The sequence below is a fragment of the Bradyrhizobium sp. SZCCHNS3002 genome (assembly GCF_032377435.1).
Classification (GTDB): Bacteria; Pseudomonadota; Alphaproteobacteria; order Rhizobiales; family Xanthobacteraceae; genus Bradyrhizobium.
The window spans coordinates 127,511-151,094 of record NZ_JAUHHY010000017.1; the positions used below are offsets into that span (position 1 = coordinate 127,511).

The following is a 23,584-nucleotide window of genomic DNA, read 5'->3' on the forward strand; positions in this document are numbered from 1 at the left end:
AGGCGCCGAGGTCTCGACGTCCGCACGATCCCGCTCATGCCATTCGCCGAGGACAGCCATCCGGCGCCTTCTGAGGAACACAAGAGTGAGGATGTGAGCCGATGATCATCGTTGTGGGGTCTGTGGACGGGCTTGGCGAAAGCTTTGATCGTCTGATGAAGATCAGCCTGGAGCATGTGCATCGTTCGCGTATGGAAGACGGCTGCGTGGAGCACACCGTGCAGGTCGATTGTGAAAACTCGCTCCGTCTGCGCTTCTTCGAGCGCTGGCGTGACGCCATCGCGCTCGAGGCGCATTTCGCCCGACCCGAGTCACGGGCGTTCGTGCAGGAGGTCGCCAAGCTGTGCGCGAGACCGCCCGTCATGACCATCTATGAGGCCGAGGAAAAATCGTTCTAGCGCTGGCGGGCCGCCGGTGTGACGCGCCTCATTTTACCCCATCCGGCGACTCGCGCTGGGGTGGGCCTACACCGCTGGGAGCCCGGCCACCTCGATTGATCTCCGCTATACTGATATGGGATGACAGATGTCGCGACAGCGACCATCCCGTCTTCATGTGTGGCGACGAATGAACAAAGCGGTCCTCAAGGCTGTTCTGCGCAGGAACAAGTGGTTTGCTGGCCTTTCTCCGTCATTGGCGGACAACATTCTTCGTCTGGGTCGCGTTCGAAACGCGGACAACTCCCTGATCTATTCCGCGAGCGACTCCCGCGACGGATTGATTGCCCTGGTGTCGGGGCAGGTGCGTTTGACCAGCTTTTCGCTGTCCGGCAATCCCTCCTTCCTGCTGATCTCTTCGCCTGGGTCGTGGATCGGCGTCACCTCGGCCCTCGACGGGCGCCCATATGGTTATGACGCATTCGCCATTGGCAAGGCGGTGCTGTTTCACGTGAGCCAGGAGCGGTTCGAGGCGCTCATCAACGAGAGCAACGAGTATTATTCTGCGTTTGTTCGAATGGTCTGCGATCACCTGCGCGTGTCGATGCAGAACCTGATCATTCTCCGCAATCGGCGTCCACTTCACCGGCTTGCGCAGGAATTGCAGAGGCTCGCAGAGCGTCACGGGCGACAGACCAAGAAAGGGTTGGTCATCGATTTGCGATTGTCGCAGGAGGACCTTGCGGTGATGATCGGGGTCGGCCGGCAGACGATCAATCGTCTGCTCAAGAGTCTCGAGCAGGATGGGATTGCGACGGCAAAGTACGCGTCGGTCACGATTCATGACCTGGAGGCGATCGAACGCCTCAGCTCGAGCGCCCCCGTGGAGAGCTAGACGTCACCAGGCCAAGGCAAGCTTTGCGGTCGGGTTTCCCTGTCTGGCACCGAGCCCCGCGTATTCCAGCGGCGGCCGCGCCTGAACTAAAAGATGCCGCTCTTCGGTCCGGTTTGTTCAAGGGGTCATCTCGAGAGAGGGCTTCCCTCGGTGTGGCGACCGCGAGGACGCCAAGCTTCCACGAGATCGCGCAGTGGAAGCGCGATAACGATCCTTCCGCTCGCAGGTCACGGAATTTCGATAAGCCGCTGAAAGGACGCCGTAATCGGCCTTCAACCCTGATCCCCGCCGCCTACTACCTTCCGCCTATGAGAGCCGGGCCGCGCTGATGCTGTAATCGCCCCGGTGCTTGCACCGCGACTGCTCATCTGGGGCCTCGCGCGCACGCGCCATACGAACACAACAAAGACATAGGCGGAGGGAACTGATGAATTTCACGAGCAGGAGATTCTTGGCTGGCATCTCGACGGTTGCCTTCCTTGTCGCCGGCACGTTGGGCGTCCGCGCCAACGATTCGGCGCTGAAGGCCGCCAGCGAGCCCGGTGCCTGGGCGATGGCGGGGCACGATTACGGCAACACCCGGTTCAGCCCGCTGAAGGAGATCAACACCGAGAACGCCGGCAAGCTGTCGCTGGTGTATTCGTTCTCGCTGGCCTCGCTGCGCTCGAATGAGGCCTCGCCGATCGTGATCGGCAATACGCTCTACGTCTCGACGTCGTGGGGCCCGAAATACGTCTACGCGCTGGATGCGGCGACCGGCGCGCGCAAATGGACCTATGAGCCGGATATTCCGGACGATACGCTGCAATATGCCTGCTGCGACGTGAACAGCCGCGGCATCGCCTATGCCGACGGCAAGCTGTTCGTCGGCCGGCTCGACGGCAAGCTGACCGCGCTCGATGCCGCCACCGGCAAGGAGCTTTGGACCACGAAGGTGGTCGACTACAAGCAGGGCTCGGTGATCACCTCGCCGCCGCTGGTCGTGCGCGACAAGGTCATCACCGGCTTCGGCGGCGGCGAGTACGGCGTGCGCGGCTCGTTGCAGGCCTACGACATCAACTCCGGCAAGATGGTCTGGCAGACCTACACCGTGCCCGCGCCCGGCGAGCCCGGCAGCGAGACCTGGAAGGGCGACACCGGCCTGCATGGCGGCGGCGCGGCCTGGCTGGTCGGCTCCTACGATCCGAAGAGCGACACGGTCTATTGGGGCACCAGCAACCCCGGTCCCTGGAACACCGCCGTGCGCTCGACCGGCAATGGCGATTTCGGCAAGCTGACCAATCTGTATACGGCGTCCACGCTGGCGCTCGATCCGAACACCGGCAAAATCAAGTGGCACATCCAGACCACGCCTGCCGATGCCTGGGACTATGACGGCGTCAACGAAGCCATCCTCGCCGATCTCAAGGTCGGCGGCGCAGCCGTTCCGACGCTGATGAAGGCCGATCGCAACGGCTTCTTCTTCGTGGCCAATCGAGAGACCGGCAAGGTGATCTCGGCCGAAAAGTACGTCTTCGCCAACTGGGCGCAGAAATGGGACATTTCGACCCTGCGCGCGGTCGAGGACCCGGACAAGCGGCCGGGCCCCGGACATCCCGTCAAGGACGTCTGCCCGAACCTGATCGGCGGCAAGAACTGGCAGCCGATGTCGTACAATCCGGACACCGGCCTCGTCTACATCCCGACCAACAATGTCTGCATGGACTGGGCGGTCAGCGACGTCTCGTACAAGCGCGGCGTGTTCTATCTCGGTGCGGAATTCCCGACCAAGGAAGGCCCGGGCGGATTCCTCGGCGAGCTCATCGCCTGGGATCCCGTGAACAACAAGAAAGTCTGGTCGATCCAGGAAGACCTTCCGTTCAACGGAGGTACGCTCAGCACCGCCGGTGGTCTGGTCTTTTCCGGTAATCTGCACGGCGATTTCCGCGCCATCGACGCCAAGACCGGGAAGATCCTTTGGAAGAAGAATCTCGGCTCCGGCATCGGCGCCGGCCCGGTGACCTATTCGGTCGACGGCAAGCAGTACGTCGCCGTCGTCGTTGGTCGCACCGCCTCGATCCCGGCGTTCCTGGGCGAGATCGGCAAGAAGATGACAAACGCAGCTCCCGAGGGCGGCGCCCTGTTCGTCTTCGCCGTCCAATAGCCGCAACGGTCACGACGGGTGCGCGTGTCCCGCAAGCGGGATACGCGCACCGCTAAGCCAATCCGCATCAAGCGGACGAAGACGGCCCGGCCGCGAGACCGAGCCGTACCATATAAACAGATAAACAAGACCTGAGGGATCGAGGATGCGCCTGAATCGCCGTCAGACTGGCTCGAATAGGCGGGCCGCCGAACTGTCAGCAAGCGCGACGGCTCTCGTCGCCTTGATGGCCTCCACCCTGCTGGCCTCGTCGGCGGCGGGTCAGGCCAACGAGGCCGAGCCGCTGCGACTCTGCGCGGATCCGACCAATCTTCCGTTCTCGAGCAACAATCCAACGCAGCCGGGATTCTATCTCGAGGTCGGTCAGGCGCTGTCACAGCAACTCGGCCGCCCCGTGGCCTATGACTGGTACAAATCCTATTTCGGCAAGCGAACCGTGCGCGTGACGCTGCTGGGCAAGCAGTGCGACGCGATGATCGGCCTGCCGCTGTCAGCGGACTTCATGGGACCGGCCGTGATCTTCTCGAAGAAGATCGCGACCGAAACCTACGCACTCGTCAGCCGCGGGACGCTCATCGTCCACAGCATCGACGATCTCCGAGGCAAGCGTGTCGCCGTGCAATACCAGACCACGCCGCAAAACCTGCTGGCCCAACGCGACGACATCGAGAAGGTGACGGTGCTGACGCCGGACGAGGGCCTTGCGGCGCTGGCCCAGGGCAGGGCCGATGTCGCCTTCGTCTGGGGGCCGGTTGCAGGCTGGTTGAACAAGACGACCTACGAGAGCAGCTTCCTTATCCAGCCGGTCGAGGGCGACGGGCTGTCCTGGGATGCCGCGATCGGCCTTGCCAAGAGCTCCGGCCAACTTCGCGATCAGATCGACGCCGCATTGCCGCAGCTCGCGCCGCGGATCGCCGAGCTCGCGGTCAAATACGGGCTGCCGAGCGAGCCGTCGATCAGGCTCGGCGCCGTGCCGCGCCCGATCAAGCTGGCGTCGACAACTGACCCTGCTCAGCTTCTCCGCCAGCCGGTCGCCGAGGCCGTCGTGACCAGCGTTTCGGACTCGACTGCGAGCGAGTCGAAGACCGAGGCGGTGACGCTGGGCAAAGAGATCTTCAACGGCACCTGCGCGCATTGTCACGGACCAGACGCCGTGCAGGCCGAACGGCGCATCGACCTGCGACGGCTGCGGACCCGCTACGGCGAGGACATGCGCGACAAATTCTGGACCACCGTGCATGAAGGCCGTCCCTCCAAGGGCATGCCCGCCTGGAAGGAGGTCTTTACCGACGACCAGTTCGAGAGCATCTATACATTCCTGCTGACCGTGCAGTCGTCAGAGACGGCAAATTGAGGGAGCGACACCGGCCGACACGATCTGCCGGATCCCCCGGCACGTGCTGGCAGCGAGTGAAGGTCGGACATGACGCGCTTTCTGATCATCGACGATCATCCCCTGTTTCGCGAAGCGCTCGGCAATGCGGTGCGTCTGGCGCATCCCGACGCCGAGATCTTCGAGGCGCTGTCGATTGCCGATGCCCTCAGCACCCTCGCGCTCGAACCCGACATCGACTTGGCGCTGCTCGATCTGACGCTGCCCGATGCCATGGGCTTCTCGGGATTCCAGCGGCTTCGCGCCGCCCATCCGCGGCTTCCGGTCGCGATCGTCTCGAGTGACGAGGACCAGAACGTGGTGCGCGAGGCGCTTTCGCTCGGCGCGGCCGGCTATCTGCCGAAGTCGACCTCGAAGCGCGAGCTGACGTCCGCGATCGAGCGCGTGCTCAGCGGCTCGATCTCGGTCCCGAAAGACTTCGTGCCCGCGGTCGAGCGCCACGGGAAGGGCTCATCTCGCGCGCTGCAGGCGCGTCTCGAGGAGCTGACGCCGCAACAGCTTCGCGTCCTCGACCTGATCAGGCGTGGCTATCAGAACCGGGAAATCGCCGGCGAGCTTCAGCTTGCGGAGTCGACCGTCAAGGCGCACATCACCGAGATCCTGAGAAAACTCCGCCTGTTCAGCCGCAACAAGGCCATCATCGAGATCGGCAAGATCGCGCTGAACGCGCCGGCCGACCGTCAGGGATCGCGCACCGCTTCGGGCAGAAAACACCTGTAGCGGAATTGTTGCGCCGCAAGACTTCACGGCCACCGCAGGCGTGGCGACGTCGATGGCGTCTTGGTCGTTGATTGATGCCAGCCAACGCGGTATCGCTGATGCTCCGGTTCTGACGTTCCTTCGAAGACGCGGCGCGCACGCTGGTTGAATGTCGGATCCGCGACACTGAATAAGCCGGACCTTCGATCTGGCCGGAGAGGGGACAGGCACGTGGCTCGATTGCTCATCGTCGAGGACCATCCGCTGTTTCGCGAGGCGCTGGAGAGCGCGATCCGCGCCGCTCTGGCTGACGCCGAGATGCGCGAGGCGACGTCCGTCGACATGGCCGTTGGGCTTCTTTCATCTCCGCCGAGATTCGACCTGATCCTGCTCGACCTCTCGACGCCCGGAACGACCGGACTCTCCGGCGTCATCCGCATCCGCAAGACCGCGCCGCGCACGCCGATCCTGGTCGTTTCCGCGCATCGGGACCCGGACCTCGTCGCCCACGTGCTCGCGCTGGGTGTCTCCGGCTACATCTCGAAATCGACTTCGAAGCAGCAGCTTGCCGAGGCAATCAACGCCGTGCTGCGCGGCGAGGTCCATGTTGAAGGCGGCTCCCTCTGCGCCGGCGCGCGCCGTGGCCGGCTTCCTGCTCAGGACCTCCTGAAGCGTCTTCACGAGCTGACGCCGCAGCAGCTGCGCGTGCTCGACCTTATCCGCCGTGGACTGCAGAACAAGCAGATCGCCTATGAGCTCGGGATCTGCGAGACGACAGTGAAGGTCCACGTCTCGGAGATCCTGCGCAAGCTTCGCGTCATGAGCAGGACCAAGGCCATCATCGAGATGGAAAAGATCGACTTCGTGAACCTCATCAGCGAGCCGCGCACGCCCGCTCGGGCAAACGGCGCTGAAGCGCTCATGACAGCAAGAACGACAACAGCGCGCGAAGCTCCGCAGGCCTGACCGGCTTGGTCAAGATCTCGAGCCCGTATCGGCTTGCTTCCCTGGCTGCGTCTTCGGAATAGTCGGCGGTCACGATCATGGCCGCAACATCTCGGCCAAGGAATTGCCTGATGTCCCGGATGGCGGCAAGCCCGCTCTCGTCGCCATCCAGGTGCAGATCCGCGATGATCGTCTCAGGGACTGCGCCGAGCGCACTCAAACGCTGCAAGGCGTCATTCAACGACGCTGTAGCTACGACGTCGCAGCCCCATTTTTCCAGCAGACTGACCATGGCCTCGGCGGTGGCCAGGTCGTTTTCGATCAGCAGGATCTTGGCGCCTTCGAGCCCGCCATAGTCGTGGTCGACGTGATCCGCGGGATGTGGATCCGGCAGTACGGCTGCCGGGTCTGCGCGGTCGAGCTCGAGCTTGAATGTGGACCCATGTCCAACCCGCGAAGCCAGTCCGACCTCATGGTCCAATGCCTTGGCGAAGCGACGAACGATCGACAGGCCCAGCCCAAAACCGGCCTGATCCTCGGCGCTCGGCCGACCGCGCTGGAATTCGAGAAAGATCGCTTCTTGTTGCGGCTTCGGAATCCCCGGGCCGGTGTCGTGGACCTCGATGCGAACCCGGCCCGCTCCCGGCCCCGGCCGGCATCCCATGACGACGCCGCCCTGCCGTGTGTAGCGCAGGGAGTTGGCGAGGAGGTTCTGCAAGATGCGCCGCAGCATCATGGCATCCGAGACCACGGCGATCGAGCACGGACAAATGCGCAGGGACAACCCGCGTTTGGCCGCGATCGGGGCGAATTCGCGTTCGAGCGGCTCGAACAGGGTCGAGAGCAGAACGGGCCTGACATCGGGGCGCAGGGCTCCGGCATCGAGCTTGGCAATCTCCAGCAGGGATCGCAGCAGATCCTCGAGCATGGCCAGCGAATGGTCGACCTGGCCGACCATGGCCGTTCCGCGATCGGACGAGACCTCGTCCGCCAAGGTCGAGAGCGTGAGCCGCGCGGCGTTGAGCGGCTGAAGCAGATCATGCGTGACGGAGATGAGAACCGAGGATTTCAGGGAGCTCGCCGCTTCAGCCTGCTGCTTGGCCCGAAAGAGGTCCTTGTTGGCGGTTTCGATCGAACGCAGCGCATCACGCAGCTGGCGCGTTCGCTCGCGCACCTGCTGATCGAGCGCAATCGCCGTTTCGAACAGTGAGAACGCGTTGAACTGCTGGTCCATCGAGCGTTCGACCCGGGACATCAGCGCGGCGTTGATCTTCCTGAGCTTGGCCGCCTCGCGCTGCAGGTCTTCCGGAGACGCCGCGGCGGTCATTGCTGCGTCGCTCCACGTCTACCGATCGCGACCCCGGTCAGCGTCTGATTGACATGCATTGAACCGTACTGCTCGCCATAGGTATGGAATCCGACGATCCGGTTGTCGCGATAGAGCTCGGACATTTCCCGCGCAAACTGATGCTGCTCCGCGTCAAGACGCCTGAGGATGCACTCGAAACCGATGAAGATCGAGACCTCGCCGATCTCGTCGCGGACCTCGGCCAGCATCTCGCGGGCGGCCGCCACGGAATTGCGTGACCTCGCCGCCGTCAGCACCATGCCTTCGTCGATCGCGCAGAAGAATCGGAGTGAGCCGTCAGGGCTGACGCGCTGAATCGAGCGCGCGAAATAGGAGCCGCCGACTCGCACCAGGACCGGATGGGCTGCAAACAGGAACGGGTCGAGCTCGGAATCGGCGATTCCGATCGCGCGGCAATATTCCTCCGCCGCCGGCTCGGCATTGAGCTGCTTGACGATGCGCTGCTCGAGATCGGCCTCCGTCACCACCATCTTGGTCGAGGTCGGCTCGAAATTGTCGCATTTGAACAGCCGGAACGGCAATGACGTCCTGATCAGGATCAGCACAGCCATGTCCGTGTGGGCCTTGCCGTCGTGAAAGACCCAGGTGCGCTCGAACCGCAGACCATCGCCGGCCGACCCGCCAACCAGGGGAATATTGTCGAGCGAGGCGTAGATCGCCGACATGATCGCCTCTTCGCGCTGGCACATGCCGTCGATCAGGACGAGTCCGAACACGCCGTCGTCGTCGCGACCACCGTGCCGCGACAGATCCTGCCTCAGCTGGTTGCCGAGGCGACGTCCTTCATCGACGCGAAAGCCCGACAACCCGAAGATGGGCTGTGCGAATACCGTGAAATCCTCGGCGGCAAATCCGAGAGCGACGACACTGTTGTCGTCCCAGCCATCGGGCGACAGCTCTCCGGCCGTCGTACAGCCGTATACGGGGATGTCCGCAAGACGGGTCGTCACCTCCACCATGAACTTGTTTGGATCGTAGTGGGGCGACAGGAAGATCAGCACCATCGCCAACCCGTCGGCCGGCAACTGGCTGCAAATGTCGGCCGCCGCAGCGGCCTCCGTTGCAGCCTTGGACTTTGCAGCAGTCACGCCAGACGGACGCGGGGGCCGAGGATCGGCGTCTCCCATCGGGCACCTCCCGGAACGACACTTTGGGTTGTTGGTAATCGTTCGTTTTTTTAGAAGATTAGGCCAATTGAGCAGCAACGGCAACTGCGCGGCTTGATCCAGAACAAGGACTTGGGCCGGGCTGTCGTCCGATCATATGCTCGGATCTGCTCACCGCGCCTGGCCGGGGGGGCTGGCCCGCGCCCGCTCCGGATCGAAAAGGGAAAGATCTCGCATGCTCCGCCGCATCGTTCTTGTCGCCGTTCTCGTCAGCCTGGCACCGAGCGCCCGCGCGCTCGACGGCAATCCGGTCGCCGGGAAAAGCATCTTCCAGCGCATCTGCCATAACTGCTACTCTGCCGAGATCGGCGTCAACAAGGTCGGCCCGAGCCTCTGGAACATCGTTGGGCGCCAGCCGGCGGCTGTGCCGGACTACGCCTATTCGGAGAGCATGAAAAAGAACAACGCGCCTTGGACCGCAACGGCACTGGATGCCTATATCGCCGATCCTCGCGGGGACGTTCACGGGGTCAAGATGTATTTCAAAGGATTGGCGGACGCGAAGGAGCGGGCCGACGTCGTCGCCTATCTCTCGACACTGAGATAGCGCGGCCGGGGAAGCTTGCGATTTTGCCGACGCTGCTGACCCGCGATGTTCGAAAGTAGCCTCTCACCGGCTACGGCTGGCGTCGTTGGCGCGCCGGCCCAGGGCATCTTGCCACGGTGATTTCCTGCTCCACTGGCTTCGTGCCGTATGCCGCTGCGGTCGCTTTGCGGGCACCAGTCATGTCACGATGAGCCTGGATCACCCTTCTTTCGAAGTGCGAGCTTCAGGGCGGCGCCCCCAATTCGCGAATCCTCGATCCACAGTCGGCCATCATAGAGGCTGGTCAGGTCGCGGGCGATCGCCAGACCGAGCCCAGTGCCCGGCTTCGCGTCGTCAAGTCTCGTGCCCACGTCGAACACGCGCATGCGATGTTCGGCCGGAATGCCGGGACCGTCGTCCTCGACCGTGATCAAGACGGAGCTGTCGAGATCCTCGATCGAAACCACGACGAGGTCATGTGCCCATTTTGCCGCATTGTCGAGCAGGTTGCCGATGAGTTCGGTCAGATCGTTCGTATCGCAGGCAACGACGACGTCGGCCGCTCCTTCGACTTCGAACCGCCGGTCGTGCCCGGGGCTGAATCGCGAGTAGGTATTGATGACGCTTCTCAAGACGTCGGCGACGACCGCAAACGCACCGGCATTCGCGATCGTGGAGGCCTTTGCGCGCGCCGTCTGGTAGTCGATGAGCAGCGCCATGCGCGAGCACTGCTCCGACAGGATCTGCGCGTGGCCCTCCTGACCGGATGCTTTCAGCCGTGCGGCCTCCTCGTCGAGGATTGCCAGAGGCGTCTTCAGCGCGTGCGCAAAGCTTCCTGCGAGCACGCGAGCGCGATCGACCATGCTGAGATTTGCCGTGATCATTCCGTTCAGTTCGGTAACGAGCGGCATGATTTCCTCCGGAAGGTCCTCGGGCAGGCGTGTGGTCTTGCCGCTGCGCACGTCCACGATGGCGCGACTCATCCGCTGCAGCGGCCGCAGGCCGTAGGCGACCTGAGCGTAGGCGGTGCCAACCATGGCGAGGGCCAGCAGACCCAGCGTCGCCATCAGTGTCAGATTGAGGTGCTCCATCTCGTCACTGATCAGTCGCTCGTCGGCACCGATTCGGATTTCAACGGGTTGCCCGAGACGAGCCGGCTCGCTGATGTTTCGGACCATCCGCATCGGCCCGGTCGGTCCTTCCACATTCGCCAGCGCCGTGGAGGGAGGCAGCGAGCCCTCGCGGGTCTGGTCGGGCGTGACTGAAAGAGAGAGGTCGTCCTGTAGCGAGGGCGAACGCACGGTCTCGCCGTTCTGCAGGATGACCTGCCAATACATTCCGGATTTGGCCGGAGAGAAACGCGGATCGCTCAGATTGCGGGCGATGAACAGCCGCTGCGCTGCGTCGAGTTCGACGAGATCGGCGAGCTCGCGGGCGTGATCCAGCAGGTCATGATCAAAATGGGCCTCGACGACACGGCGAATGACGATCGAGAGCCCGAGCCCGCTGGCGAACAAGACGATGGAAATCCAGATCGCGGCGACCGCGATCATCCGGGCTCGGAAGTTGCGGCTGAACATTGCTCTATCCGAAGCGATATCCCATGCCCCTGACGGTGCGAATGCAGTCACGCCCCAGCTTTCTCCTGAGCCGGGCAATGTAGACCTCGACCGTATTGGAGTCGCGATGGTCGCTGCTCGGATAGATGTGCTCCAGCAGCTCGGTCTGCGACACGATATGATCGGCGCGGCGCATGAGGAACTCGAGCACGCGCAACTCGAGTGCAGTCAGATCGACAATCTCCCCGTCCTTCTTGACCAGGCCAGCCGCCGCGTTGAATTCGATCTGCCGGAGGCGCAGCACGGCCTCCGGTCTGCTGGAAACCCGACGGAGCAGCGATTTGACCCGCGCGACGAGCTCCTGCGCCTTGAAGGGCTTTTCGAGATAGTCGTCCGCGCCTGCGTTCAGGCCGTTGACACGCTCGACCCAGCCGCTGCGGGCGGACAGGATCAGCACCGGCAACGTGTGCCCGGTATGACGCCAGCGTTGCAGCACGTCGAGGCCCGAAATGCACGGCAGGCCGAGGTCGAGGACCGCGGCATCATAGGGCTGGCTGTTGCCCAGCATCCAGCCCTGCCTGCCATCGGTGGCGAGATCCGCCTCGAAACCGGCATCGGCCAGGCTTTCCCTGATGCGCTCCGCGTAGACGGGCTCGTCCTCTATGAGCAGAATGCGCATTGCCATTCCTCCGGTTGCCGAACGGGTCCGACGACGCGGACACGCGGATCGGGCCCTCGAACGCTATGGATTGATCCCGAGCTCTTTGGCTGCGTCAGCGATGCGCGTGCGCTCCGGGACGTCCTCCGCAAAGACCGACAGTGCGCGTTGCAGCGACTGTTTCGCCGCCTCGACCTCACCCAGCACCACCCGCGAGCGGATCAGCTTGATCCAGCCTTCTGCATCGCGCGGTGATTGTTCGAGCCGGCTCGCAAGACCATCCACCATGCCCCGGATCATGAGGTTGCGATCCTGTGTGGACATGCTTTCCGCCTTGCGGATGTCCTCGGCGCGGGGGCCGCGCGGCTCCACCGGGTCGGTCGCCGCGGTCTTGCCGGAGCGCAGGAGTTCCTGCATGCGCTCGGCGGACAGGTTCGGCCGGGCAGGCGATGGCGAGCCGTCATCCTCCCCGAGCTCGCGACGAAGCGCGCCGAGCCGCTGCTTGAGATCGGGCAGCCACGGCTCGTTCGGATCGGCCTCCGATACGATCGACGTCCAGTCGGCCATCGCACCCCGTTTGTCTCCCTCCTGTTCTTTCACGACTCCGATGAAGAAGCGGGCGCGCGCGTCCTTGGGATCCAGCTTGAGTGCTTCGTCGAAATCCGCGCGGGCTTCGGAGTTGACGGTTCCGTCCGCGGCCCGCACCAGCGCTTCGCCCCGCGCGCTGCGATACTCTGCCAAACTTGGCCGCAGCTCCATTGCGCGCGCATAGGCCTGCGCCGCCTCCGCAAAGCGCTCGATGTTGAACAAGGACCAGCCCAGCAGCCGCCATCCGTCCGGATCCCTGGGATTTCGCTCCAGTCTGGTCTGCACACGCTGGATCATCTCTTCGACCGGCGGCAGTCCGCTGCCCTGCTGCGGGCGGTCGCGACCGTCCTGGCCGGCCATCTGCTCCAACGACGCAATGGCCTGGGTGCCGGCGTCCGTTCGCGCTTCGCCAACCGACTTCAGCGTCGTGCCGCCGGCGGTCTGGACCGGCGCGGCCGCGGGGACATCCGGGTTTCCGATGACCGCGTACAGGACGACCGAGCCGAGCACCACGGTCATCGTGACGACGGCGAGCGCAAATTTTCGTTCGGAGCTGGTGAGGGAGGGCGCCGGCGGCTGTTCGGCGGCGGCTGCGGCGAGAATGCGCCGCTTGATCTCGCTGGCCGCGTTCTCGCCATCCGACTTGTCGATCAGGCCGCGTGCGGTTTCGCTCTCGATCTCGCGGAGCTGGTCGTGGTGGACGGCAAGTCCCTGAGCCGAAGCCAACCGTCTCCGCTCGTAGCTGCGGATGAATGGCGTCGATATGAGCACGGCGGCCACGGAAATCATCGCCGTCAGGATCAGCCACAGCATCATGAAAGGCTCCGTCGATCGAGGATCGCCTCGAAGGCTTCGAGTTCGTCGGCGCTGAGCGGAGCGACGTGCTCCGCCTCGGGCGCACTCGCATTGGCTGCCGCCCGGCGCACGTAGCGGCCGAAGCCGACGGCGGCCGTGAGCAAAGCGAGCAGGGGACCGATCCACAGCGCGATGGTATTCCACTGTAAGGGAGGCTTGAGCAGGACGAAGTTGCCGTAGCGTGCGACCAGGAAGTCCACCGCCTGCCGGTCGCTGTCGCCGGCCTGCAGGCGATCGCGCAGCAGCACCCTCAGATCATGCGCCAATGGAGCGTTGGAGTCGTCAATGCTCTGATTTTGACAAACGACGCAGCGCAGCTCCTGGCCCAGCGCGCGCGCGCGGGCCTCCAGCCCCTCGTCGCGCAACATTTCGTCGGGAAGCACCGCACGAGATGGCGACCAGGTCGCCGTCAGCACGAGCGAGCTGACGAGCAGCGCTTCGGCCGCGCGCTTGATCCGCCGGCAGTTCATGACTCGCTCCTGAGTGCCTTCAGCAGAGGTTCGAAATCGTCCCGCCATACATCTTCGGTCAGCGGGCCGGGATAGCGGAAGCGGATGCGGCCGGCCCGATCGATCACGAAGGTTTCGGGAACGCCGGTCACGCCAAGATCGATGCCGGTCCGGCCGGACTCATCGGAGCCGACACGGGCATAGGGACTGCCATGCTTGGCAAGCCACCGTTTGCCGTCGTTCCGATCGTCCTTCCAGTTCAGCCCATAGATCGGGATCGCGGAGCTCTCCGCGAGCTTGAGCAGCATGGGATGCTCGACGCGACATCCGGGGCACCAGGATGCGAACACGTTGAGCAGGACCACGTCGCCCTGCAGGTCGGTACTGGCAAGACCGCCGCCCTTGCCGTCGAGCGACGCGAGCTGGAAACGCGGGGTCGGCTTGTCGATCAGGGTCGAGGGCATCCGCTGCGGATCGTTGGTCAGGCTGAAAGCCAGTCCAGCGGCCAGTGCGACGAAAGCCGCGAGCGGTATGAGATAGGGTAGGCGCGGCATATCTCGTCCTATTCAGCAGGAACGGCAGTCGGTACGGCCCGCATCGACCGTCGCGGAGCACCGACACGAAATCTCCGGTCGGCCAGCGAGACGAAGCCGCCGCACGCCATCATCAGGGCGCCGATCCAGACCAGCGGCACCAGAGGGTGATAGTAGCAACGCACCGCCCACGCGCCTTTGTCGTCGGGATCGCCGAGCGTCACGTAGACGTTCCAGAGCAGGTTGGTTCGAATGCCGGCGGCGGTCGTCTGCTGCTGTCTGACGGGATAGAAGCGGCGCTCGCTGGAAAGCTGCGTGAACGGTTTGCCGTTCCGCGTGATGTCGAACGTGCCACGCTCGGCTTCGTAGTTGGGGCCTGGAAATTTTCCGATCGAGCGCAACTTGATGTCGTAGCCCGCGAGCTGCAGGCTCTGGCCCGGCCGCAGCATCTGCACCTTCTCGCTGGCCCACGCGGTCATCCCGGTAATGCCTGCGACGGTGACGCCCATTCCCGCATGGGCCAGCACCAGGCCGTAGACCGCGAGCGGGGTGGTGCGCGCGAGGTTGAGCGAGGTCGCCAGCGGAGTCGTCATGCCGAGGCGGACGCGATGAGCCAGCACCATCAGCGAGCCGATCACGAGCCAGACGGCGATGCCGAAGAAGAACGCGACCAGGAAACGCTGTCCGAACGTCGCGATGAGGATCGCGACGGCAATGAATGCCGCAAGTCCTCCGGCCAGGCGGAGTCGTTGCAGGGCCGCAACGAGGAGATCGCGCTTCCATTTCAGAACCGGGCCGATCACCATGGCAAGCAGCAGCGGAACCATGATCGGAACGAACGTCAGGTTGTAGTAGGGAGGACCGACGGAGATCTTGTCGTTTCCGAGCATGTCGACGAGGAGCGGGTAGAACGTGCCGAGAAACACGGTGGCCACGGCTGCCGTGAGCAGCACATTGTTGAGGACGAGGCCGCTCTCGCGGCTGACGGCCGCGAACAGCGCACCGTGCTTCAGGCTTGGGGCTCGGATCGCATACAGCGTCAACGCCCCGCCGGTCGCCACCAGGATGAGCGCCAGGATGAATGCGCCACGCGAGGGGTCCTGTGCGAAGGCATGAACACTGGTGAGCACGCCGGATCGCACCAGGAAGGTCCCGATCAGGCTCAATGAGAAGGTCACGATCCCCAGCAGGATCGTCCAGCTCTGGAGGGCGCTCCGACGTTCGACCACCAGGGCGGAATGCAGCAGCGCAGTCCCCGCAAGCCACGGCATGAAGGACGCGTTCTCGACGGGGTCCCAGAACCACCAGCCGCCCCAGCCGAGCGTGTAGTACGCCCATGCGCTGCCCAGCGTGATTCCAATCGTGAGAAAGCACCAGGCCGCGAGCACCCACGGTCGGACCCAGCGGGCCCAGCTGGCATCGACCTTTCCCTCGATCAGCGCGGCGACCGAGAACGAGAACGCCATCGAGAAGCCGACGTAGCCCAGATACAGAAACGGTGGATGAAAGGCGAGGCCGGGATCCTGCAAGATCGGATTCAGTCCGTTGCCTTCGAGGGGAGCATCGACCAGCCGCGCGAACGGATTCGATGTAGAGACGATGAACGCCAGAAAGCCGAGGCCGATCATGCCGTGCACGCCGAGGACGTTGCTCTGCAGTCGCTCCGGAAGGTTCGTTCCGAACAATGCAACGGCAGCACCGAACAATGAGAGGATCAGGACCCACAACAACATGGATCCCTCATGGTTTCCCCAGACTCCGGAGACCTTGTAGAGCAGCGGCTTGAGCGTGTGCGAATTGGCTGCGACGACCTGGACTGAAAAGTCGGAGTGGACAAACAGCGACGTCAGGCATGCGAATGCGATCGAGACGAACAGAAACTGAGTCAAGGCAGCGTGCCGAACGAAGCCGGCGATCATCTCGGATTGGCGGCGCAGCGCTGCGAACGGAACGATCGACTGCACCAGCGACACGAGGAGCGCGAGAATGAGCGCAAACGATCCGACCTCCGCTGTCATGTGGTATCTCCGACTGCAGCGGATATTCCTGCAGCTAACTATCAAGTGTCTGTGATGCGTCGACAATCAATGCGCCGAATGAGGCATCATTCGTACGGAATGATGATGATCCATCGACGTGCATCGTAGTGTAACTGCAACTCATTCGCACTCACGGCCGGAGAGCGGTATCATCGAGGCGTCTTGGTATGGAGCGTTATGTTCGTTGATAAATAACGCGCGAATCGTCTGCGGCGCCAGCGAGCAGCGAGCAGCGAGCAGCGAGCAGCGAACGCGACGTCGACCGCATGATAGGCAGGGAGGCGAAACGGAATCGTCCGCTATTCCAGAAGCTTGGCGATATCGCTGTGACCGCTGGCAGCGGCGATGTCCGTGGCACGTTCGCGCCGCTTGTTCCTCAATTGCTTTTCGGCGCCGGCGGCGAGAAGGCTGTGCGCAATGCCGATGTTCCCCTCATGGGCCGCCATCATCAACGCGCTCATGCCCTGGCCATTGCGCACGTTCGGGTCGGCCTTGCGCCTGAGAAGCTCACTGACGACATCCGCAAGCCCGGCGCGCGCAGCGAGGATGAGGGCGGTATTTCCGCCTCTTGTCGCGCGTTTCGGGTCGGCCCCATGGTCCAACAGAAGCAGCGAGGCCGCGGCGCTGCGGCCTTCGATGGCATTCAGCAACGGCGTCTTGTCGTCGGCGTCAGCGCGGTTGACGTCCGCACCGGCGCGGATCAGTTGTCCGATCGCGTGCGTATTGCCATTGCCGGCCGCGTGCCAGAGTGCGGTGCGGCCCTGCCCATCGGCGGCGTTGAGGTCGGATCTCTGAACGAGTTGCCGATCGAGCGGGCCATTGGTGCACGACGCGACCGCGATCATGAGGGGGGTCCGGCCGTCCGCCGACGCGGGCAGACTGCCGGAGGCGCCGTCGAGGAGCGCAGCGATCGCGGCGCCGTTGCAGCGGCTGAGCGCCATCAATAGTGCGGTCGTGCCATCTGCACGCGCTGCAGATGGGTCGGCCGCCTTCGTCAGCAGCAGTTTGATGATGTCTCCATGATCCTTGTCCGCTGCCAGCATCAAAGGCGTGTCGCCGCGCCGGTTGCCGGTGTTCGGGTTGGCTCCCGAGGCGAGCAGGAGCTCCACCAGCCGAAGATGCCCGGCGGCCGCGGCGATCGCCAGAGGCGTATCGCCGTCCTCGTTGACCGCGTTGACGTCAGCCTTCGCAGCGATGAGCTGGCGCATCGGATCGAACTGGCCGCGCAGGGCGGCGTCGATGATGGCCGGATGGCCGTTTCGCATGGCGGCCTGCGCATCAAGCGTCGGTGGCGGCCTGCGCGCAGCTTCGCGCGCCGGCTCCCTGGCGCGGGGTCGCGCGTCTCGGCTGGCCATGTCGGCCATCAACTGCTCGGCGGGCTGATAGCCAGCCGCCGCCGACTTGCGCAGCCACTCCCGCGCCCGGTCGGGATCGGCCGGTGTTCCGCGGCCCGCGAGCCACATCGCTGCGACATTGTACTGCGCCTTGACGTGTCCCTTCCTTGCGCTTGCCTCCATCCATTTGAACGCCAGCGTATCGTCTGCTCTGGTGCCGAGACCGGCGCGGTAGAGCGACGCAAGCCGGTACTGCGCCTCCGGATCCCCGGCGTTGGCGGCGCGCTCGAGCAGCTTCAGTGCGTCCTCAGGATGTCCGGCGCGGATCGCGGCATCGGCCGCCTGGCTCGCGAATGCTTCGGAGCTCACGCCGGCCGGCGCGTCGCCGGCCGGGGCGACCGACGGCACGGTCGAGCCGACGAGACAGATCAGGGGGATGATGACGTGAGAGGACTTAAGCCGTGCCATATTTCGTCTCCACCTCGATACCCATGCTCTTCAGGAATGCGGTGGGCAGAATGCCGCCGACGCAGACGATGACGGCATCGTTTCGGATCGTGCTCGTGTTGCCGCCGGCATCGATGTCGACGTCGTCGCTGCCGATCCGTTTGACCGTGGAGTTGTAGATGACCCGGAGCCGCCCCGATCGAGCAGCTGTTTCAGTCCGTTGACGGTTCTTCAGCTTGGCGCGGCCGAACGACTCGCTGCGATGCGACAGGGTCACCGTCGTTCCGGGCTCGTCGGCGATGGAGCACGCGGCTTCCAGTGCGGCGTCGCCGCCACCGACGACGAGCACGTGCTGGCCGCGATACTGTTCGGGGTCGATCAGTCGATAGACGACCTTGTTCTGCTCTTCGCCAGGAGCTTCCAGCTTGCGTGGCGTTCCGCGGCGCCCGATCGCCAGGAGCACGGCATGCGTTCTGTAGCTGCCGCGGTTCGTCCTGACGTCGAAGCTTTCTCCCATTCGCGTGACGGCCTCGACGCGCTCGCCGACGTTCACCTTGAGGCGGGCCTTGCGCACGATCCCCATGAAGAAGGTGATCAACTGCTCCTTGCTGAGCTCTCTGAAGTTGAACTTGCCCGCGAGCGGCAGCGTGAAAGGTGCCGTCATCACCAGCTTGCCGCGGGGAAAGTGCGCGACGGTGCCGCCAAGCGAGTCCTGCTCCAGCGTCACGAAGCGCAGCCGATGCTGCAGGCAGGCGAGACTGGCGGAAAGTCCGGCCGGACCGCAGCCGACAATCACGACGTCGAGCATGTCGGACTTGCCGATGTTCTTGACCTTGCGGACGGAGTCGATCGCCTGGCGCCCCTGTTCGATGGCGTTGCGGACCAGCCCCATCCCGCCGAGCTCTCCGGCGATGAAGATGCCGGGTACGTTGGTCTGGAACGCCTCGTCCACGTTTGGAATGTCGATGCCGCGCGTTTCGGTGCCGAACACCAGCGTGATGGCGTTCACGGGGCACACCGCCTTGCAGGCGCCGTGTCCGATACAATGCGAAGGTTCGACCAGCGACGCCTTGCCGCCGATCAGGCCGAGAATGTCGCCCTCCGGGCACGCCCTGACGCATGACCCGCAGCCGATGCACAAGGCAGGATCGATGATGGGATGCAAGGATGCCGGCTCAAGCAGACCGGCTTCCTTGGCGGCCGAGAGCTTCGCGACGCTCTTTATTTCTCTTCTCTTGCGCACCGCCATATAGGTGGCCCAGACGCCGAGCATCGGCGCGGCGTACACGATCAGGAGATCGAGCGCCATGTCGTCTCGCTCCCTTGTCTTATGAACTAACAGCAGAAGAGAGCCGCTGGCCGCGAACTCCGCGTGAAGAGGTTCGATGCGGTGCTAGATGCAAATTCCTCTCAAGAGATGCCGACATAGAAATTCCAGAATGATCTGACGTCTTGGAGACAAGGATTGGATCATTCGTTGAACAGATGCCGTCGGCGGAAATATGGCTCGCACTGATTTCGGACTAATGACGTCGGTGTCGGAAGACGGATGGGGATGTTGCAAGTGGTTATCACTAAGTGGTCTCTCGACTGAGATCCGGAGATCCGCGAACGAGTCTGGCTTCCGCCAATCCGGCATTCGGGTTTCACAGGAAACGTCGAGGTCATGAGCAGAGCAGCGGTCGCTCGCGCGCGGGGCAATCCTCTTCGAGGAACCATTCCGGTTGTCATCACGGTCGTCGTTCTCGGAGCGATTACCGTGGGGTGGCTGCAGAAGGAGGAGGAGTATATTACGCCGGGCTCCGGCACCGGATACTGGCTCGGGATCTACGGCAGCGTCGCGATGCTGTCGCTGCTGGCCTATTCGATGCGCAAGCGCTTCAAGTCGCTGCGCGGGATCGGCTCGGTGCCGTTCTGGTTCAGGACGCACATGCTGCTCGGCGTCATCGGTCCCGTGCTCATCCTGTTCCATGCGAATTTCCAGCTGGGGGCGCTCAACAGCAATGTGGCGTTCTTCACCATGCTGATCGTGGCGATCAGCGGCGTGGTCGGCCGTTACATCTATGGCAAGATCCATATGGGCCTCCATGGCGGGAGAGCGCGTGTCAAGGAGCTGCTCGCCGAGGCCGAGGCAATGCGAACGGAGCTCGGTCAGGAGATGCAGGCCGTCTCGTTCGTGTCGCGGGAGTTGGCCGCCTTCAGCAAAGGGCTCGACAACAGGGTACCCCGAACCGCGCTGGGCAGCCTGCGGACCGGCGCGGTCATCGCAGCGCGCACGCGGCGGCTGCGCGCCAATGTGGTTGCGGAAGCGCGCCGGCTCATTCGCGCCGAAGCCAAGCGCGCGCGATGGTCGTGGTCCGAGCGGCGGCGTCGCGAGAAGCGAATCGAGGAGGTGGTGCGGCGCTACGCCGCTGCGGTACGTAAGGCCGCTGAGCTGACGTTCTTCGAACGATTGTTTTCGCTGTGGCATGTGCTTCATCTGCCGCTGTTTTTTCTCATGCTGCTGGCGGGCGTCGTTCATGTCTGGGCCGTCCATCACTATTGACGGAGTTGCGTGATGCGGTGGCGTGTTGCGGTCGTCGTCGCCGTCCTGGCCGGCGTTGCGATGCTCTCGGCCGGGGGGCGGGCGCAGACGTTGCTGGAGAAGCTCGTTATGCCGGGCCCGTTGGTCGAGAAGCATGCCAAGCTCGAGAGCGAATGCGGAAAGTGCCACGAAGCCTATACGCGGAAAGCACAATCGGGCCTCTGCCTCGATTGCCACAAGGAGATTGCCGTCGATCGCAGGCAGCGTGAGCGCCTGCACGGGCGCGACCAGGCGGCGCTGAGCCAGGAGTGCAGGCAGTGTCACACCGACCACAAGGGGCGTGGAACCGACATCGTCCAGCTCGACAAGGAAACCTTCAACCACGACATGACGAACTACCGGCTCGTCGATGCGCACAAGACCGTGCCTTGTGCGGGATGTCACGTCGCGAAGGTGAAGTTCCGCAACGCGCCCTCGACCTGTTTCGAGTGTCACAAGGCGATTGATCCGCATCGCGGTCGACTCGGTGAACGCTGCGAGAACTGCCACACGGCGGTGAAATGGCGCGCGACCAAGGAGTTCGACCACACCAAGACCCGGTTTCCCCTCGTGGGCGCCCACAAGTCGGTCGCTTGTGCGACGTGTCATTCCGGTCAGCAATACAAGGATCTGCCGACCTCCTGTGGCTCATGTCACCGTCTTCAGGACGTTCATGGCGGCCGCTTCGGCGACAAGTGCGAGACCTGCCATGATCAGGACAAGTGGAAGACGGTCCGCTTCAATCACGACAAGACCCGCTTCCCCCTGCGAAATGCCCATGCCAAGGTGAAGTGCGAGGGCTGCCATACGGGTGATCTCTATCGGGACAAGCTCGCGACCTCATGCGTGTCCTGTCACCGCAAGCAGGATCCGCATCAGGGCAAGCTCGGTGAGCGTTGCGAGACGTGCCATAGCGATATGGGCTGGCGGAAGAAGCTCTCCTTCGATCATGAAATCACGCGCTTCCCATTGATCGGCCTGCACAAGTCGGTGCCCTGCGAGGAGTGCCACCGGACGCCGACCTACAAGAACACCCCGATGGCCTGTGAGAGCTGCCACAAGGATTTCCACCAGGGGAAACTCGGCGGGCGATGCGCCAACTGCCACAATCCGAACGGATGGCGGCTATGGCGTTTCGATCACGCGCGGCAGACACGATTCCCGCTGGTCGGTGTCCACCAGAAGATCACCTGCGAGGCCTGTCACAAGGCCAAGTCGCCGCCGGATCTGAAGTTGCCGATGGATTGCTTCAGCTGTCATCGCAGCTCGGACGTGCACAATGGTACCTTCGGTCAGACGTGCGAGCGCTGCCATGTCGCAACGGGATGGCGCAACGTTCAGATCAGGAACTGATTCGAACGGCCGCGGTGGCTGCTGCAAGACGTCTGACATCGTATCGAGCTGATAAGAGCTCGCAATACTGATCAGTTCGAATGCAGATCAATGGCTTGCGTGATGGGCTTGCCGGACCATCGCGCGCGGGTGAGGTCAGAAACCTAAACCTCCATTCAGCTTGAGTTCAGCTTGGCCCAGTTTTGGGCCAGCTTTGCGCGTCTCTGGAAGCTCTGTCGTAGGCGTAGCGAAGGCTGCGTGATCTGGCCGGTGACTCCGTCATCGCCTAATCGATGCAGCGCTCGATCAAGGGAGCACGGAGCGTTTCGAGTATTCGGTGGCTGGGGAAGACGTGCCACCGGGCCGTAGGGGGAATCCGCAAGAGTGTCTTGGATTTGTCAGGGCGACCGCCGAGCGGCGGACGCTCAACGGTCTCGGCTGGATTGGGGTCGGTCGGTCGCCGTCGGATGTCCGGCTGGCGATCGAGTCGAGAGTGAAGAGCGGAGTTGGAGTTGAGCAGCTGCTACAGCAGACTGGGGCTGTTGGCGCGAGCCTCGCACCGCATGGTGCAGTGGCTGCTCGCCTGTGTGCTGCTCACTCTGGTGTTGGCAGGGCACGCTGCCGCGCAGAGCTCATTCGATCACGTCTCGACCGGGTTTCCGCTGACCGGAAGCCATGTCGGCGTGGAGTGCTCGTCCTGTCACGTCGGCGGGCGGTTCAAGGGCACGCAGACGCAGTGCGCCAGTTGCCACAACGGCGCGCAGACGGCGGGCATGTCCGTCGATCACCCGATGACCACGCGGCGCTGTGAGAGCTGCCATCAGACTTCGACATGGAAGGACGTCCGGGCGATCGATCATACCCAGGCGAAGGCGTCATGTACGACCTGCCACAACGGTGTGATGGCACGGGGCAAGTCGAAGAATCATATCACGACCGCAGCGCCATGCGATGTGTGCCACAGGTCGACGGCGAGTTTTCGCATCAGAATGAAGATGGACCACGCCGGCATCGTCGCCGGTTGTGCCAACTGTCACAACGGGACGACCGCGCGCGGCAAGTCCGGCAATCATCTCCAGACCAATCTGCCTTGCGAGTCCTGTCACACCAGCACGGCCAGCTTCGGCGGCGCGGCCTTCAAGCATGCCGCGACCGACACCAACTGCGCGACCTGTCACAACGGCAAGACGGCGCAGGGGATGACCACGCCGCCGCACATCCCGACCGGGACGCTGCAATGCTCGAACTGCCACAGCAACACCGCCGCGAGCTTCACGACCTACACCATGAACCACGCCGCGGTGGCGACCGCGCGCTGCGACAGCTGCCACAACGGCAACTACACCGGCCAGGGTACCAAGGGCGCACTCGGCACCGCGTCGTATCCGAACCACGTTGCCACTGGCGGGGCGGACTGCGTCAGCTGTCACGCCAAGGCGGCGAGCGGCGGCTTCACCAGCTGGGGCGGTGCGGCGTTCAAGCATGCCGCGACCGACACCAACTGCGCGACCTGCCACAACGGCAGGACGGCGATGGGGATGACGACACCACCACACATCCCGACCGGGACGTTGCAATGCTCGAACTGTCACACCAACTCGGCGGCGAGCTTCACGACCTACACCATGAACCACGCCGCGGTGGCGACGGCGCGCTGCGACAGCTGCCACAACGGCAACTACACCGGCCAGGGCACCAAGGGGGCGCTCGGCAC

Annotated in this window: 20 protein-coding genes; 10 read left to right on the top strand and 10 right to left on the bottom strand. The window is 63.8% G+C overall.

Annotation, left to right across the window (positions count from 1 at the left end; translation table 11 throughout):
- Positions 1-101: 101 nt before the first annotated feature.
- The 6 genes from QW845_RS29120 to QW845_RS29145 all read left to right on the top strand — a co-directional run bounded on the left by QW845_RS29120 (position 102) and on the right by QW845_RS29145 (position 6,473).
- Positions 102-398, top strand: a complete 297-nt coding sequence (locus QW845_RS29120; RefSeq protein WP_315804939.1) for a putative quinol monooxygenase — start codon at positions 102-104, stop codon at positions 396-398.
- Positions 399-567: 169 nt separating this feature from the next.
- Positions 568-1,272 carry a Crp/Fnr family transcriptional regulator gene (locus QW845_RS29125; RefSeq protein ID WP_315804940.1) on the top strand — a complete coding sequence of 235 codons (705 nt, stop codon included), beginning with the start codon at positions 568-570 and terminating at the stop codon, positions 1,270-1,272.
- Positions 1,273-1,723: 451 nt separating this feature from the next.
- Entirely contained in the window at positions 1,724-3,415 is a 1,692-nt protein-coding gene (locus tag QW845_RS29130) for a PQQ-dependent methanol/ethanol family dehydrogenase (protein WP_315804941.1), read from the top strand.
- A 226-nt stretch (positions 3,416-3,641) separates the two neighbouring features.
- Positions 3,642-4,769, top strand: a complete 1,128-nt coding sequence (locus QW845_RS29135; protein ID WP_315804967.1) for a c-type cytochrome — start codon at positions 3,642-3,644, stop codon at positions 4,767-4,769.
- Between the two features lie 69 nt (positions 4,770-4,838).
- Positions 4,839-5,528 carry a response regulator transcription factor gene (locus tag QW845_RS29140; RefSeq protein WP_315804942.1) on the top strand — a complete coding sequence of 230 codons (690 nt, stop codon included), beginning with the start codon at positions 4,839-4,841 and terminating at the stop codon, positions 5,526-5,528.
- Positions 5,529-5,738: 210 nt separating this feature from the next.
- On the top strand, positions 5,739-6,473 hold the full coding sequence (locus tag QW845_RS29145) for a response regulator transcription factor (protein ID WP_315804943.1): 735 nt from the start codon (positions 5,739-5,741) through the stop codon (positions 6,471-6,473).
- Here the strand turns inward: QW845_RS29145 and QW845_RS29150 are convergent.
- Both QW845_RS29150 and QW845_RS29155 read right to left on the bottom strand, forming a co-directional pair.
- Positions 6,427-7,779, bottom strand: coding sequence for a hybrid sensor histidine kinase/response regulator (locus QW845_RS29150; protein ID WP_315804944.1), 1,353 nt, complete (start codon positions 7,777-7,779; stop codon positions 6,427-6,429). The two genes, QW845_RS29145 and QW845_RS29150, sit on opposite strands and share 47 nt — an antisense overlap.
- On the bottom strand, positions 7,776-8,948 hold the full coding sequence (locus QW845_RS29155; protein ID WP_315804945.1) for an FIST N-terminal domain-containing protein: 1,173 nt from the start codon (positions 8,946-8,948) through the stop codon (positions 7,776-7,778). The genes QW845_RS29150 and QW845_RS29155 overlap by 4 nt, the downstream gene beginning before the upstream one ends.
- Before the next feature lie 214 nt (positions 8,949-9,162).
- Between QW845_RS29155 and QW845_RS29160 the strand changes: the two genes are divergently transcribed.
- A complete protein-coding gene (locus QW845_RS29160; RefSeq protein ID WP_315804946.1) occupies positions 9,163-9,534 on the top strand; it encodes a c-type cytochrome in 372 nt (123 codons plus the stop codon).
- A gap of 182 nt (positions 9,535-9,716) precedes the next feature.
- On the opposite strand, the gene QW845_RS29165 is transcribed toward QW845_RS29160, so the two are convergent.
- From QW845_RS29165 to QW845_RS29200, 8 genes are all read right to left on the bottom strand, one after another.
- Positions 9,717-11,093: a HAMP domain-containing sensor histidine kinase gene (locus QW845_RS29165; protein ID WP_315804947.1), complete on the bottom strand. Its 1,377-nt coding sequence runs from the start codon at positions 11,091-11,093 to the stop codon at positions 9,717-9,719.
- Between the two features lie 4 nt (positions 11,094-11,097).
- Positions 11,098-11,751: a response regulator transcription factor gene (locus QW845_RS29170; protein ID WP_315804948.1), complete on the bottom strand. Its 654-nt coding sequence runs from the start codon at positions 11,749-11,751 to the stop codon at positions 11,098-11,100.
- 63 nt (positions 11,752-11,814) lie between these two features.
- Entirely contained in the window at positions 11,815-13,134 is a 1,320-nt protein-coding gene (gene ccmI, locus QW845_RS29175; protein ID WP_315804949.1) for a c-type cytochrome biogenesis protein CcmI, read from the bottom strand.
- Positions 13,131-13,643, bottom strand: a complete 513-nt coding sequence (locus QW845_RS29180; protein WP_315804950.1) for a cytochrome c-type biogenesis protein — start codon at positions 13,641-13,643, stop codon at positions 13,131-13,133. Before QW845_RS29180 ends, ccmI begins: the two co-directional genes overlap by 4 nt.
- A complete protein-coding gene (locus tag QW845_RS29185; protein ID WP_315804951.1) occupies positions 13,640-14,176 on the bottom strand; it encodes a DsbE family thiol:disulfide interchange protein in 537 nt (178 codons plus the stop codon). The genes QW845_RS29180 and QW845_RS29185 overlap by 4 nt, the downstream gene beginning before the upstream one ends.
- A gap of 8 nt (positions 14,177-14,184) precedes the next feature.
- Positions 14,185-16,173, bottom strand: coding sequence for a heme lyase CcmF/NrfE family subunit (locus QW845_RS29190; RefSeq protein ID WP_315804968.1), 1,989 nt, complete (start codon positions 16,171-16,173; stop codon positions 14,185-14,187).
- 320 nt (positions 16,174-16,493) lie between these two features.
- Positions 16,494-17,897, bottom strand: coding sequence for an ankyrin repeat domain-containing protein (locus QW845_RS29195; RefSeq protein WP_315804952.1), 1,404 nt, complete (start codon positions 17,895-17,897; stop codon positions 16,494-16,496).
- An 85-nt stretch (positions 17,898-17,982) separates the two neighbouring features.
- Complete coding sequence (locus tag QW845_RS29200; RefSeq protein WP_315804953.1) at positions 17,983-19,284, bottom strand: NAD(P)-binding domain-containing protein; 1,302 nt, start codon at positions 19,282-19,284, stop codon at positions 17,983-17,985.
- A gap of 450 nt (positions 19,285-19,734) precedes the next feature.
- On the opposite strand from QW845_RS29200, the gene QW845_RS29205 reads away from it, so the two are divergent.
- The 3 genes from QW845_RS29205 to QW845_RS29215 form a co-directional block, all read left to right on the top strand.
- Entirely contained in the window at positions 19,735-20,520 is a 786-nt protein-coding gene (locus tag QW845_RS29205) for a pyridine nucleotide-disulfide oxidoreductase (RefSeq protein ID WP_315804954.1), read from the top strand.
- A gap of 12 nt (positions 20,521-20,532) precedes the next feature.
- Positions 20,533-21,891 carry a cytochrome c3 family protein gene (locus QW845_RS29210; RefSeq protein WP_315804955.1) on the top strand — a complete coding sequence of 453 codons (1,359 nt, stop codon included), beginning with the start codon at positions 20,533-20,535 and terminating at the stop codon, positions 21,889-21,891.
- 491 nt (positions 21,892-22,382) lie between these two features.
- Positions 22,383-23,584: cytochrome c3 family protein (locus QW845_RS29215; protein ID WP_315804956.1), on the top strand; the 1,202-nt coding region annotated here is incomplete at its 3' end.

Coding starts and splice junctions, on each gene's coding strand:
- QW845_RS29120 (WP_315804939.1), top strand. CDS start 102: ATGATCATCGTTGTGGGGTCTGTGGACGGGCTTGGCGAAAGCTTTGAT.
- QW845_RS29125 (WP_315804940.1), top strand. CDS start 568: ATGAACAAAGCGGTCCTCAAGGCTGTTCTGCGCAGGAACAAGTGGTTT.
- QW845_RS29135 (WP_315804967.1), top strand. CDS start 3,642: ATGGCCTCCACCCTGCTGGCCTCGTCGGCGGCGGGTCAGGCCAACGAG.
- QW845_RS29140 (WP_315804942.1), top strand. CDS start 4,839: ATGACGCGCTTTCTGATCATCGACGATCATCCCCTGTTTCGCGAAGCG.
- QW845_RS29150 (WP_315804944.1), bottom strand. CDS start 7,779: ATGACCGCCGCGGCGTCTCCGGAAGACCTGCAGCGCGAGGCGGCCAAG.
- QW845_RS29155 (WP_315804945.1), bottom strand. CDS start 8,948: ATGGGAGACGCCGATCCTCGGCCCCCGCGTCCGTCTGGCGTGACTGCT.
- QW845_RS29160 (WP_315804946.1), top strand. CDS start 9,163: ATGCTCCGCCGCATCGTTCTTGTCGCCGTTCTCGTCAGCCTGGCACCG.
- QW845_RS29165 (WP_315804947.1), bottom strand. CDS start 11,093: ATGTTCAGCCGCAACTTCCGAGCCCGGATGATCGCGGTCGCCGCGATC.
- QW845_RS29170 (WP_315804948.1), bottom strand. CDS start 11,751: ATGCGCATTCTGCTCATAGAGGACGAGCCCGTCTACGCGGAGCGCATC.
- ccmI (WP_315804949.1), bottom strand. CDS start 13,134: ATGATGCTGTGGCTGATCCTGACGGCGATGATTTCCGTGGCCGCCGTG.
- QW845_RS29180 (WP_315804950.1), bottom strand. CDS start 13,643: ATGAACTGCCGGCGGATCAAGCGCGCGGCCGAAGCGCTGCTCGTCAGC.
- QW845_RS29185 (WP_315804951.1), bottom strand. CDS start 14,176: ATGCCGCGCCTACCCTATCTCATACCGCTCGCGGCTTTCGTCGCACTG.
- QW845_RS29190 (WP_315804968.1), bottom strand. CDS start 16,173: ATGACAGCGGAGGTCGGATCGTTTGCGCTCATTCTCGCGCTCCTCGTG.
- QW845_RS29200 (WP_315804953.1), bottom strand. CDS start 19,284: ATGGCGCTCGATCTCCTGATCGTGTACGCCGCGCCGATGCTCGGCGTC.
- QW845_RS29210 (WP_315804955.1), top strand. CDS start 20,533: ATGCGGTGGCGTGTTGCGGTCGTCGTCGCCGTCCTGGCCGGCGTTGCG.